8 protein-coding genes are annotated in these 12,879 nt (G+C 73.0%); 4 read left to right on the top strand and 4 right to left on the bottom strand.

The window, feature by feature from the left end; all coding sequences use genetic code 11:
* Nucleotides 1-20: 20 nt before the first annotated feature.
* Together ACX80P_RS10950 and ACX80P_RS10945 are read left to right on the top strand one after the other, a co-directional pair.
* The gene (locus ACX80P_RS10950; protein ID WP_459278098.1) at nucleotides 21-716 is read left to right on the top strand and encodes an LmeA family phospholipid-binding protein; all 696 of its coding nucleotides are present in this window, start codon (nucleotides 21-23) and stop codon (nucleotides 714-716) included.
* Nucleotides 717-924: 208 nt separating this feature from the next.
* Complete coding sequence (locus tag ACX80P_RS10945) at nucleotides 925-3,564, top strand: cation-translocating P-type ATPase (protein ID WP_459278205.1); 2,640 nt, start codon at nucleotides 925-927, stop codon at nucleotides 3,562-3,564.
* Here the strand turns inward: ACX80P_RS10945 and ACX80P_RS10940 are convergent.
* Together ACX80P_RS10940 and ACX80P_RS10935 are read right to left on the bottom strand one after the other, a co-directional pair.
* Nucleotides 3,527-6,883, bottom strand: a complete 3,357-nt coding sequence (locus tag ACX80P_RS10940) for a beta-phosphoglucomutase family hydrolase (RefSeq protein WP_459278097.1) — start codon at nucleotides 6,881-6,883, stop codon at nucleotides 3,527-3,529. The two genes, ACX80P_RS10945 and ACX80P_RS10940, sit on opposite strands and share 38 nt — an antisense overlap.
* A complete protein-coding gene (locus tag ACX80P_RS10935; protein ID WP_459278096.1) occupies nucleotides 6,873-7,904 on the bottom strand; it encodes a zinc-dependent alcohol dehydrogenase family protein in 1,032 nt (343 codons plus the stop codon). The genes ACX80P_RS10940 and ACX80P_RS10935 overlap by 11 nt, the downstream gene beginning before the upstream one ends.
* Nucleotides 7,905-8,131: 227 nt before the next feature.
* On the opposite strand from ACX80P_RS10935, the gene ACX80P_RS10930 reads away from it, so the two are divergent.
* Both ACX80P_RS10930 and ACX80P_RS10925 read left to right on the top strand, forming a co-directional pair.
* Complete coding sequence (locus tag ACX80P_RS10930) at nucleotides 8,132-8,863, top strand: MOSC domain-containing protein (protein ID WP_459278095.1); 732 nt, start codon at nucleotides 8,132-8,134, stop codon at nucleotides 8,861-8,863.
* A gap of 22 nt (nucleotides 8,864-8,885) precedes the next feature.
* On the top strand, nucleotides 8,886-9,452 hold the full coding sequence (locus ACX80P_RS10925; protein WP_459278094.1) for a dihydrofolate reductase family protein: 567 nt from the start codon (nucleotides 8,886-8,888) through the stop codon (nucleotides 9,450-9,452).
* A gap of 2 nt (nucleotides 9,453-9,454) precedes the next feature.
* Here ACX80P_RS10925 and ACX80P_RS10920 read toward each other — a convergent pair whose 3' ends face one another.
* Entirely contained in the window at nucleotides 9,455-11,107 is a 1,653-nt protein-coding gene (locus tag ACX80P_RS10920; protein ID WP_459278093.1) for a thiamine pyrophosphate-binding protein, read from the bottom strand.
* Between the two features lie 312 nt (nucleotides 11,108-11,419).
* Nucleotides 11,420-12,784: an MFS transporter gene (locus ACX80P_RS10915; RefSeq protein ID WP_459278092.1), complete on the bottom strand. Its 1,365-nt coding sequence runs from the start codon at nucleotides 12,782-12,784 to the stop codon at nucleotides 11,420-11,422.
* Between the last annotated feature and the right edge of the window lie 95 nt (nucleotides 12,785-12,879).

Raw genomic sequence — 12,879 nt, 5'->3', positions numbered from 1 at the left:
CGCTCCACCAGACTGTCCTGATGGGATGGACGCGCGTCAGGGACTGGCTGATCGGTGCTCTCGGCATGCTCCTCGTCCTGGCGGTCGCCGTGGTGGTCCTCTGGTGGGCGGTGACCAGCCCGGCGGGTGCGGGGCCCTCCGCGCCGCCGGTCGTGGAGTCCGGAGCCCAGCCCTCGACACAGCCGCCTTCGGAGCCGCCCGCCGGTCTGGGCGAGGACGAGGTGTGGCTCGCGGACCTGGAGCTCGACGCCGGGACCGTGGTCGCCGCGGGGTCGACACTGCAGGACGTCCGGGCTGTCGGGCAGGGCGTGGTCACCGGACCCGGCGGGCTCGTCGCAGACCGCCTCGCCGTGGACGCGACGGTGCCGTTCGACGTCGTCGCCGCGGAACTCGGGGACGGTACCGTGGTCCGCCCGGCCGACGACGGACAGGCCACCGTGGTGCGCACCGTCGAGGCCCTCGGCCGGGATCTGGACGTCACCGCCACGGGCACCGTGGAGGTCGAGGGCGGCAGGCTCGTCATGGAGCCACGCTCGATCGACGTCGGCGGCCCGGGCTTCCTCTCCCAGGGGATCGCCGCCGTCGTCCGCCGGTTCGTCACGATCGAGCACGAGATCGAGGGCCTGCCCGATGGGCTCGTGCTCCGGGACGTCACCGTGCAGGACGACGGCTTCCGGGCAGACCTGACGGGCGAGGATGTCGCCCTCGCCCGCTGATCCGGCTCTGCTCCCCCGTCGTTCCCTCGCACTTCCCCCGCTGACCGGCGGGTGACCAAGGGGACTCCCCATGGGCGCCTCCGGGGACCATACTGGGACCCGTGCCCTGATGGTCGGAGTGGATCATGGTCCTTGCTCATCGATGCGAGCCCGCGGGAACGCCGCGGTCGGCAACCGCCCCGACAGCGGCCTGCCCGGGGTCCCGGGCATGACCACCACCGTCACGGGACTCAGCACCGCGGACGCGGCCCGCCTCCTCGCCGTGGACGGGCCCAACCTCCTGCCGCAGACACACACCGTTCCCCGCTGGCGCGTGTTCGCCGCCGAATTCACCCACTTCTTCGCCGTGATGCTGTGGGTGGCTGCGGCCCTGGCCTTCGTCGCGGGCATGCCGCAAATCGGGGTCGCGGTGACCATCGTGGTCATCATCAACGGGGTCTTCGCCTATGTGCAGGAGGCCCGGGCCGAACGCGCCGCATCCAGGTTGCGTGCCATGCTCCCGGCGTCGGTCCGGGTGCGGCGTGACGGCAGGGCGGTGAGCATTCCCGCCGCGGAGATCGTGCACGGGGACGTGGTGCTCCTCTCGGCGGGTGACAGGATCCCGGGGGACGTCGCCTTCACCGTGACGGAATCCTGCACCGTGGACGAGTCGATGCTCTCGGGGGAGAGCGAACCCGTGACGAAGCAATCCGGCGATGCCGGGTTCGGCGGGACCTTCCTCGTCAACGGGGACGCCGAGGCGGAGGTCGCCGCCACCGGGGCGCGGACGAGGCTCGCGGCCATCGCCACCCTGACGGCCGCCGCCCGGCCCCCGCAGAGCCCCCTCAACGTGGAGCTGCGCCGGGTGGTCCGCATCATCTCGGTGGTCGCCCTCACCTTCGGTGGCGTGTTCTTCGCGGTCTCCCTGCTGGCCGGGACGTCCTGGCGGGACGCGTTCCTGTTCGCCATCGGGGTGTCCGTGGCCCTGATCCCCGAGGGACTCCTGCCCACGGTCACGCTGTCCCTCGCCATGGGGGCTCAGCGCATGGCAGGCCGGAACGCCCTGGTGCGGCACCTGCAGGCCGTGGAGACGCTCGGTTCCACGACGTTCATCTGCACCGACAAGACCGGCACCCTGACACAGAACCGGATGAGCGCCGTCGAGGTGTGGACGCCGAACGGCGTCGTGGCGCTCAGCGGTACCGGCTACGACCCGGGCGCGACGATCACCGGCGGGGCGGACGCCGTCGCGCCTGCCCTCCGGTTGGCGCGGGCGGCGCGGGCGGCGTCCCGCGGCAGGGCGGTGCTGCACGGCGACCAGTGGATCGCCGAAGGGGACCCGATGGAAGCAGCCCTGGACGCGCTGACCCGCCGCCTGGACGGTGCGGGCGGGGGCGACGGCGGCGGGAACCGATCCGAGGGGGACGACGCCGGCGGGCGTGACCTGCCCGTCGATGCCCGGTGGCCGTTCGACCCGGCCCGGAAACGGGAGTCCGTGGCCGCCGGCGGCCGCCTCCTGGTCAAAGGCGCCCCCGAATTCGTCCTCCCGCTGTGCGTGGCTTCCGCGGATCTACCGGCCTGCGCGGCCGCACTCGACGACATGGCGGGCCGCGGACTGCGCGTCCTCGCCGTGGCCGAGCGGACCCTGCCCGGGACGCCGGGGCCGGACCGGGCCTGGCCGGAGGACCCCGGCGTCCTCGAACGCGAGCTGACCCTGCTCGGGCTCGTGGGCCTGCACGACCCGCCGCGGGAATCGGTGGCCGAAGCGCTGCGGGCCACGCGCAGGGCCGGTATCAAGGTCGCCATGCTCACCGGGGACCATCCGACGACGGCGGGGGCGATCGCCGCGGAGATCGGGCTGCTCGGCGCCGACCGGACCGTCCTCGAGGGCAAGGACCTCCCGGAGGACGAGCACCTGCTCGGGGCCCTCCTGGACCGGGACGGGGTGGTGGTCAGCAGGGTGTCCCCGGAGCAGAAGCTCAGGGTGGCCAAGGCCCTGCAGCTGCGCGGGCACGTCCTGGCGATGACCGGTGACGGCGTCAACGACGGTCCGGCCCTGCAGGAGGCGGACATCGGCGTGGCCATGGGCGCCAGCGGCACGGACGTGGCGCGGGAGGCGGCGGACCTGGTGCTGCTGGACGACGACTTCGCGACCATCGTCGCCGCCATCGAGCAGGGACGCGCCACCTACGCGAACATCCGACGGTTCCTCACCTACCACCTCACCGACAACGTCGCGGAGCTCACCCCCTTCGTGGTCTGGGCGCTGTCCGGGGGGAGCTTCCCGCTGGCGCTCGGGGTGCTGCAGATCCTGTTCCTGGACATCGGGACGGATCTCCTCCCCGCCCTGGCGCTGGGCAGCGAGCGTGCCAACAGGCGCGTCATGCACCGGCCGCCGGAACGGCGCCACCTGATGGACACCCGGCTGATGGTGCGTGTCTTCGCCGTCCTCGGTCCGGTGGAGGCCGTCGCCGAGATGGCGGCGTTCACGCTGACCCTGTGGCTGGCCGGATGGCGTCCCGGACAGGAGTTCCCGGGCTACGGGGTCCTCGCGGCGGCATCCGGTGCGGCGTTCACCACGGTGGTCCTGGCCCAGCTCGCCAACGCCTTCGCCTGCCGCAGCGAGTCCCTGCCGCCGTGGCGCCTGGGCTGGCGGACCAATCCGCTGATGCTCAAGGCCGTGGGAGTGGAACTGCTGGCACTGCTCGGGTTCCTGTTGATCGTGCCGGTGGCCGACATGCTCGGGCACGCGCCCCCCACGGTGGCCGGGCTGCTCGTGGCAGTCCTCTCCATGCCTGCCCTGCTGGCGGCGGACCACTGGCACAAGCGGCTCAGGCACCCCGGGAGGGCGGGCCCGTCCGCAGGCTGATCCGCACGGAGCTGCCGGGCTCCACGACCCTCGTGTGCCGGCCCACGCGCACGCGGACCGCATCGGCGGCGCTCTCTGCGGCGACCACCGTCAACGTGTCCTTCTCGAGGGTGATCCCGAGCGGCAGTCCCCGATACCGGATCCGGAAGGAGACCTGCCGCAGTTCCGTGGGCAGGCGCGGGGTGAAGACGAGCGCGTCGGCGTGCATGCGCAGGCCCGCGAAGCTCCGCTGGACGACGTCCACGCTGCCGGCCATCGCCCCGAGGTGGATCCCCGTGCGCGTGGTACCGCCCTGGGTGTCGTCGAGGTCGGCGTCGAGGGCCTCGCGGAAGGTGGCCCACGCGCGCTCCGGGTACGACGCCGCGAGCACCGAGGCGTGGGCCACCCGGCTGAGGGTGGAACCGTGGGCCACCCGCGCGAGGTAGTACTCGACGGTCCGGGCCATCTGCTCCTTCGTGGGCGCGTACCCCATGCGTCGGAGCCGGCGCATCAGCTGGTCCTCGCCGAGCAGGTAGAACAGCATGAGGACGTCCGCCTGCTTGGAGAGCTTGTACCGGTTGGTGCTGTCCCCTTCGGCGTCGAGGAGGAGGTCCAGGCGCTCGATGGTGCCGTACGTCCGCCGGTAGTGCTCCCAGTCCAGCTCCTCGAGCTGCTCGTAGCCCGCGAACTGGCTGATGACGCCGTCGTGGAAGGGGACGTGGAGCAGGCGCGCCAGGCGGGCCCAGTGGTCCACCTCGCCGCCGGTGATGCGGAGCCGGCGACGCAGGTCCCGGCCGTCCCGCCCGCGGACGGCGTCCATGATCTTCGCCGGACGGGAGCACACCCAGGAGGCCATGACGTTGGTGTAGGCGTTGTCGTCCACGCCCTGCCCGGCGTGGCCCGGGTAGCCGTCGTGGTACTCGTCCGGTCCCACCACGCCGCGCAGGTGGAACCTGCCGTCCCCGGCGTCGAACTCGGCCGCCGCGGCGAAGGACCGGGCCACCTCGACGATCAGGTCCGCGCCGTGGCCCATGATCCACTCCCTGTCCGCGGTGGCCTCGTAGTACTGCCAGGCGTTGTACGCCACGGCGAGGCTGCCGTGGCGCTGCAGGTCGGAGTGATCCGGCGTCCACCGCCGGGCGAAGCGGTTGTAGAGCCACGGCGGGGTGTCCTCGGTGCCGTCGCTGCCGCTGCGCCAGGGGAACATGGCACCGTCGAGTCCGGCCGCGCGCGCCCGGTCCCGGGCGGCGTCGAGCCGGCGCCACCGGTAGTCCAGCAGTGAGCGGGTCACCGACGGCAGGCGGGACGTGATCAGCGGCAGCACGAAGAGGTCGTCCCAGAAGATGTGCCCCCGGTAGCCCTCGCCGTGGAGCCCCCGCGCCGGGACGCCGGCGTCGAGCTCGGCGGTGTGTTCAGAGACGGTCTGCAGCAGGTGGAACACGTGGAGGTTCAGGATGAACTGGGTCTGCCGGTCGGCGTGCAGGTCGACACCGAACAGGTCCAGCAGCGGCCGCCACGCGTCCTCGTGCGCGGCGAGGGCCGGCCCGAAGCCGCCGGGCGAGCGGGCCAGGACGGCGAGGGCAGCAGACAGGGGGGAGGACAGCGCGCGGTCCCTGGAACTGACGACGGCGGCCGCCTTGCAGGCGGTCAGCGGCACCCCGTCCGCCAGGGTGGCGACGTGGTGCTGCAGCCAACGCGAGGGTCCGGGCCCGCCGTCCGGGCCGTCGACCGGCCCTGGACCGTCATCCGGGCCCGCGCCGTCGCCCTGGTGCGCTGCGCCGTCGGAGGGGATCGGGGTGCTGCCCACCGCCGCGGGCACGCCGCCCGGACCGGTGAACGTGACAGTGGCGGCGACGGCGATCCGGAGGCCGCTCTGCCGGGTCAGGACCTCCACGGTCTCGACGCCGGCCCGCACCCGGCGGTCGAGGAGACGGAGATGCCGGCCGCCCAGTGCGGCGTCCTCCGGGACGTTGCCGTTCACCACGTCCGCATCGATGCCCGTGCGGATCTCCACCGTGCCGTCCCAGCCGCGGGCGGTCAGCGTGGTCTCCAGCAGGGCCAGGCCGGCCTGGGCCATGGAGACGATGCGCCGCTGACGGACCTCCAGCCGCCGGCCCCGCGCATCCTCGAGCACGGCACGCCGGGACAGGACGGCCCGCTTCAGGTCCAGTTCCCGGTGCTGCCGCACCAGCGTGAGCCCGCCGTCGGACCACCACGGGCCGGGGTGCACCCGGACGTCGAGGGGGAGCCAGTTGGGGAGGTTGACCAGGTGCTCACCTTCCGCCTCCTCCCCGTGCACCAGTTCGGGGCGCCGGTTGTAGACGCCCGCCAGGTACGTGCCGGGGTAGTGGACGGCGTCGGCGGACGCCTCCGGGGCGGCCCCGCGGGTGGCCATGCGGCCGTTGCCGAGGGTGGTCAGCGCTTCGCGGTGGCCCTCGTGCCAGGGGTCGAAGCCGTCGTAGATCAGGTGCCACCGGTGCGTGAGGACCAGGCCCATGTCGAGCTGACGGGCGTCGTCGAGTACCATGTCCGCGCCGGCGTGTTCCAGCGCCGCCCGCTGCGCCGCGCGGTCGATGCCCACGATCAGCCCGAATCCGCCGGCACGGGCAGCGGCCACGCCACTCGTGGCGTCCTCGACGACCACGGCGCGGCATGGCTGCACCTCCAGCCGGCGTGCCGCTTCGAGGAAGGTGGCAGGGTCGGGTTTGCCCGGCAGCCCCAGCTCCCCGGCGACCGTCCCGTCGACGACGACGTCGAACGCCCCGTCCAGGCCGGCGGCGGCAAGCACCGAGGAGGCGTTGCGGCTCGCCGTCACCAGGGCGCACGGGACGCGGCTGTCCTGCAGCCGGTCGATGAGTTCCACGGTGCCGGGGAAGGACCTCACCCCGTCGCGGCGCAGGAGGTCGAGGAACAGCGCGTTCTTCGCCGCGCCCAGGCCCTGCTCGGTCCAGGCCTCGGGCGGATCCGACGGCGTACCGGGCGGCAGGTCGATACCGCGGGAGCGCAGGAACACGGCGACGCCCTGCTCCCTGGGGCGGCCGTCCACGAAAGCGTAGTAGTCGCGGTCGTCGAACGGTCGCCGGTCCGCGCCGGCGGGCATCCGCGGGTCCGCCAGCACGACGTCGAACAGCTGCCTCCAGGCGGCCCGATGCACGGACGCGGTGTCCGTGACCACCCCGTCCAGGTCGAAGATCACCGCATCGTAGGGGGAGACGGTGCCTGCGACCGTGGGGGAGCCGGTCCCGCGCTGCCAGGGGCGGGCGGTCGGTGCCGCCTCACCGTCGCCGGCCCCGTCGTCGCCCGCCCCGGGGCCGACGCCGACGGCGTCTTCAGGCCCCACCGGGACCGCCGGTCAGGCGCAGGACCGCGGCACCGTTGACGCGGTCCGCCGCCAGGTCCGCCAGGGCGCGGTCCGCGGCCGCGAACGGGTACCCCTGGATCGTGGGGCGCAGCGGGATGCGGGCGGCGAGTGCCAGGAGTTCACGCCCGTCGGTCCGCGTGTTCGCCGTGACACTGCACAGCCGGCGTTCCTGGAAGAGGTCCTCCGCGTAGTGCAGCACCGGGATGTCGCTGAGGTAGATGCCCGCGACGGCGAGGGTGCCGCCCCGGTCCAGGGCCCGCAGGGCGGCGGGCACCAGGCCACCGGCGGGCGCGAAGAGGATGGCGGCGTCCAGCGGCCGGGGCGGTTCGTCGGCCGCGCCCCCCACGAAGGCGGCGCCGAGTTCCACGGCGAGCCGGCGCGCGCTCTCCGAGCGCGTCATGACGGACACCTCCACGCCCTCGAACATCGCCACCTGTGCGGCCAGGTGCGCCGACGCCCCGAACCCGTAGATGCCGAGCCGACCGCCGGGCCGCACCCCGGACCGGCGGAGCGCCCGGTATCCGATGATCCCCGCGCAGAGCAGTGGGGCCGCCTCCTCGTCGGCGAACCCCTCCGGCACTGCGTACGCGAAGGCCTCGGGCACGGTCACGAGTTCGGCGTACCCGCCGTCGTCGTCCCAGCCGGTGAACCGCGGCGCCAGGCACAGGTTCTCGTCGCCCCGGAGGCAGAAGCGGCAGACGCCGCACGTCGAGCGGAGCCAGGCGATGCCCACGCGGTCGCCCACATGGAAGAGCCGGCAGCCGGCCCCGGTGTCCACGACCTCACCGATGATCTCGTGCCCCGGCACGGTGTGCGGATGCTTCGCGGGCAGATCGCCTTCGACCAGGTGCAGATCCGTCCGGCACACCCCGCACGCACGGACGCCCACCAGGAGCTCGCCGGCACCGGGCACGGGGTCGGGCCGGGTGCCGGACACCAGGGCGGACGCGTCCACCGCACCCGCTTCGCGGGCGTCGTCGTCGATCCACCAGGCGCGCACGGTTCACCCGCCCGTCCGGTGCGGGGCGGGCGCTGCCGGCTCATGCCGGGCCGGGGCGCGGACCTGCGCAACATCCTCGAGCGACATGGGAGCCCCCTGGGTAGGGCCTCATCGTACGCTCCGGCGGCCCCCCGGTCCTCCCGCCGGACGGTGTCTCGCCCGGACCGGGTGGTCCCTCCGGTGACGCCTCCCGCGACGACGGTGGAGCGCGGTGCGAGAATGGCCGCATGCCGCACCACGGAGCACCCGTCGGACGGGTCCGCGCACTGTACCGCTATCCGGTGAAGTCGACAGCGGGCCAGGCCCTGCGAACCGCCACCGTCACGCCGTCGGGGCTCGAGCACGACCGCCGCTGGGCGGTCTACACGCACGACGGCGGGATCGCCAGCGGTAAGCGCACCAGCCGCTTCCGTCCCGTCCCGGGGCTCCTGCACTGGACGTCGGGGATGGAGGGGCCCGGCGGTGTCCCTGTCCTCCGCAGCCCCGCCGGGGTCCCGTACCGGGTGGCCGAGCCGGGGGCCTCCGAGGCGCTGACCGCGGCATTCGGCCAGGAGCTGACGCTGCGGCAGGGGACGACGCTCCAGCACCACGACGAGTCGCCGCTCCACCTGGTGTCGACGTCGTCCCTCGCCGCGCTCGCGGAGGTGCTGGGAGGAGCGGTCGAGGAGCGCCGCTTCCGCCCGAACCTCGTCCTGGACACGGGGTCCGCTCCGCTGTTCCTCGACCGCGACTGGGCGGGTGTGGAACTGGCGATCGGGGGCGAGGTGGTCATCACCGTCGGCGCCGGCATGCCCCGCTGCACCATGATCGACCAGCCCCAGGCGGGAACGGTCGCCGGACCGAAGGCGCTGAAGGCCCTTTCGGTCCACAATGGGGAGTTCGGGGTGCAGGCCCGCGTGGACCGCATCGGCACGATCAGCGTGGGAGACCTCGTGACACTGCGAAGTGCCGCGTGCTGACACATCACGGAGGAGAGAGCTGATGCGTAATGTGACCTACTCGATGGGGGTCTCCCTGGACGGCTACGTCATCGGTCCGGATGGCGGCTTCGACTTCACGACACCCGACGAGGAGGTCTTCCGTTCCGCCATCGACGAGATCCGCACGGTCGGCGCCCATCTGCTGGGGCGCCGGCTCTACGAGACGATGCTGTACTGGGAGACCGCCGACCAGGACCCGTCGGCCGACGAGGCCGACCGCGAATGGACGGCGCTCTGGAAGCAGCTGCCGAAGGTCGTGTTCTCCCACTCGCTGTCCGAGGTCCGGGGCAGCAACACGCGCCTGGCGTCGGGGAGCCTGGCGGAGGAGATCGAGCGTCTGCGAGCCGACCCCGCGGAAGGGGACATCGCCATCGGCGGGGCGACCCTCGCCGAGGAGGCTGCCGCCCTGGGCCTCATCGACGAGTACCAGGTGCGGGTCCACCCGGTGCTGGTCGGGGGCGGGCACGCGTTCTTCCCGCCCCACCGGCACCGGGTGGCCCTCGAGCTCGTGGGCAGCCGTGTCTTCGGCTCCGGCGTCGTTGTCTCCCGCTACCGCGTGAAGCGCTGACCTCAGCGCGTGCTCACCCGGGCGGCGACGGCCACGATCTCCTGCATGTAGGGGGCCACGATCTGCCGGGAGATCCTGCAGTCGAGCAGCAGCACGCCGTCGTCGTCGGACGCGAGCCAGCCCTCGACGGCGGTGAGGTCCTCGAGGGAGGCGATCGTCGCCGACCGCGCCCCGAGGGCCGCAGCGACGGCGGCGAAGTCCACCTCGTCGATCATCATGGGGCCCGGGTGGATACCGCGGACGGCATACTGGTGGATCTCGGCCCCGTAGGCGGCGTCGTTGAAGACCACGATGACGGCCCGGCGCGCCGTCCTGATGAGCGTGTCGAGATCCGCGAGGGCCATGAGTGCGCCGCCGTCGCCCGTGCACAGGACCACGGTGGAGTCCGGCAGGGCGCGGGCGGCACCGACGGCGCTCGGGAAGCCGAGACCGATGGTCTGGTACGCGGTGCCCACCATGATCAGACGGTTCGCCGCGGGCACGCGGAGATAGCCGGGCGCCCAGCCGATGAAGTGGCCGCCGTCCTGCACGACCGTCCGGTCCGCGGGCAGCACCCGGTCCAGCACCCGGCACAGGCTCCGCGGATCGAGGCGGCCGTCGGGAGCCATCGCCTCGCCGCCGTCGCGCGCGTCATGGGCGTCCAGGGCGTCGCCGGCGGCGCGCGTCCTCCACCGGAGCAGTCCTTCGCGGCGGTCGACGGCGGCGAGGAGCGCCTCCGCCGTGAGGCGTGCGTCGGCGTGCACGAAGTCGGTGACGGCGGGCGAGGTGGGGCCGGTCGCGATGTCCACCTGGATGACCCGGGCGTCCGGGGAGAAGGAGTGCCCGAAGCGCATCGTGAACTGGTTGAGCCGAGCGCCGAGCACCAGGACGACGTCGGCCTCCTCGACGAGGCCGGCCGTCCGGTCCGACGCCCAGCCGCCCGCGATGCCGAGCGCCGCGGAGTCGTCCCCGAACAGTCCTGCGCCGAGGGCCGAGGTGGCGGTCAGGGCGCCGAGACGGTCCGCGAGCGCTGCCGCCGCCGTGCCGGCGCCGCTCACCCAGGCGCCGCGGCCGGCCAGGACGAGGGGCCGCTCGGCGGCGGACAGGAGGGCTGCGATGCGCCCGATGTCCGCCGCGGCGGGCTCCACGAGGGGCGCGGGGGTGGGTGCTACGGCGCGGTCCTCGTCCGCGGCCTCGGCGGCGGCGAGGTCGTAGGGGATCGCGAGGACCACGGCCTCGCGGTGGTGGAGCGCGTGCTCGACCGCCGCCGCCGTGATCGCCACGGGATGGGTGGCGGACACGGTGAACGTCGTGGCGCCGAGCCCCTTGGCCACGAGGGACTGGTCGACGTCCCACGCGCGCATCCCGGTGGTGGGGGCGTCGCCGACCACGAGGACGAGCGGGATGTCCGCCTGGACGGCCTCGGCCAGGGGTGTCAGGGCATTCGTGAACCCGGCGCCGTACGTGGTGGTGGCGACCGCGAGGCGGCCGCCGGCGCGGTGGTAGGCGTCCGCGGCGGCGACGGCTCCGGCCTCGTGCCGTACGGCCGTGAAGTGCAGGGACGGTGCGGCCATGACGGCGTCGAGGAAGTGCGCGTTGCCGTTGCCCATGACCCCGAACACCTCGGTGGTAGCGGGCAGGAGGGCGGAGACGATGCGGGCGGAGACGGTGGCCATGGTCGGATCCTTGCGGGGCGAAGTCCCCGGTGGCGCTGGTGCAGGCACACGGTCGACCCAGGGACGTGATGGGTGGATTCCGTATGTGCCTCGGGCGACTGCGCCCTTATTGCCTCTTTTTCAGGCACGGCGCCCGTGGCACCCGACACCTGCCACTATAACGGGACCGGGGTGTGGTCCGTCTCCGCCCCGCCCACTGGTGAGGTCGGGCCCGTGGGCATGCGCGAGAATGCCCACCGGCCGGGGGCGACCGGTGGGCATCACCGTCGACGCGAGGACGCAAGCCGGACAGGGCCGGACGACGTCGGCCGGTCAGGCGCGGCGCCCGACCCCCGCGGCGGCGTCCTCCTTCTCCGCCTCCAGGGGCGCACCCTTGGTCTCCTTGACCAGGGTGACGCCGATGAAGGAGATGACGCAGAGGCCCATGATGTAGAGCCCGATCGAGCCCGACCAGCCGGTGCCCTTGAGGAGGGCCTCGGCGATCAGCGGGGCGAAGGCGCCGCCCAGGATCGCGCCGAGGGCATACCCGATGCCGATGCCGGAGTAGCGGACGTTCGCCGGGAACATCTCCGCGTACATCGCGGACATGGGGCCGTAGGACAGCCCGAGCCCGATGGTGAGGACGAAGATCGCGATGCCGTAGGCCCAGACGTTCCGGGTGTCGATCATCATGAACATCGGGATCATCCACACGAAGATCAGCCCGTACCCGATCTGGAACGTCCGCACCCGTCCGATGCGGTCCGAGAGGATCCCGCCGTAGAGGGTGAAGATGAGCCAGCCGAAGGACGCCAGCAGCGTGGCGAGCAGCACCGGTGCGGCGGGCATGCCCAGGATCCGCTGGGCGTAGGAGGAGAGGAACGCGATCACGAGGTAGCCGGCGGCGTTGTTGCCGATGAAGATGAGGGCGGCGAGGATCACCGGGCGCTTGTGCGTCCGCATCAGGTCCCGCAGCGGGGTCGCGGTGTCCCTCTTGCGCTCGATCATGCGCTTGAACACGGGGCTCTCGGCGACGGCGGCGCGGATGAAGTAGCCGACGACGATCAGGACGACGGAGAGCAGGAACGGGATACGCCAGCCCCAGGCGAGGAAGTCCTCGGGGGACAGGGAGCTGCGGAGCAGGAACAGGACGAGGGTCGCCAGGATCATCCCGACGGGCACCCCGATCTGGGGGTAGGCGCCCCAGAAGCCGCGCTTGTCCACCGGTGCGTGCTCCACCGCCATGAGGGCGGCGCCGCCCCACTCGCCACCGGCGGAGAAGCCCTGGAGGATGCGCAGGAGCATCAGGAGGATCGGGGCCCAGACGCCGATCTGCGCGTAGGTGGGCAGCAGGCCGATCAGCGCGGTGGCGGAGCCCATCATGACGAGCGTGAAGACGAGCATGGCCTTCCTGCCGATGCGGTCGCCGAGGCGCCCGGCGATGACGGCGCCCAGGGGGCGGAAGAAGAAGCTGATGCCGATGGTGGCCCAGGCCACGAGCTGGGCGAGGCCCGGGCTCTCGCCCTCGAGGGGGCCGAAGTAGAGGGTCGCGAAGACGAGGCCCGCGGCCTGGGCGAAGATGAAGAAGTCGTACCACTCGATCGTGGTGCCGACCATGGTGCCGGCGAGGACCTTGCGGTCGGCGGCGCTCATGCCGTGCCGGGACTGTGCGTCCGGCCGCTCTGACGCTGGTGCCATGAAAAACTCCCTTGTTTTCGCGGTGCGTGGCTACGCGCGTGCCCGGACGGGGCGGGGACGTCATGGTCCTCGCCCGGTGGCACGAAATCGTATAC

It is taken from the genome of Arthrobacter arabinosi (genome assembly GCF_054511115.1).
This window is presented reverse-complemented; position numbering and strand designations above follow the sequence as displayed.

Coding starts and splice junctions, on each gene's coding strand:
- ACX80P_RS10950 (WP_459278098.1), top strand. CDS start 21: ATGGGATGGACGCGCGTCAGGGACTGGCTGATCGGTGCTCTCGGCATG.
- ACX80P_RS10945 (WP_459278205.1), top strand. CDS start 925: ATGACCACCACCGTCACGGGACTCAGCACCGCGGACGCGGCCCGCCTC.
- ACX80P_RS10930 (WP_459278095.1), top strand. CDS start 8,132: ATGCCGCACCACGGAGCACCCGTCGGACGGGTCCGCGCACTGTACCGC.
- ACX80P_RS10925 (WP_459278094.1), top strand. CDS start 8,886: ATGCGTAATGTGACCTACTCGATGGGGGTCTCCCTGGACGGCTACGTC.
- ACX80P_RS10920 (WP_459278093.1), bottom strand. CDS start 11,107: ATGGCCACCGTCTCCGCCCGCATCGTCTCCGCCCTCCTGCCCGCTACC.
- ACX80P_RS10915 (WP_459278092.1), bottom strand. CDS start 12,784: ATGGCACCAGCGTCAGAGCGGCCGGACGCACAGTCCCGGCACGGCATG.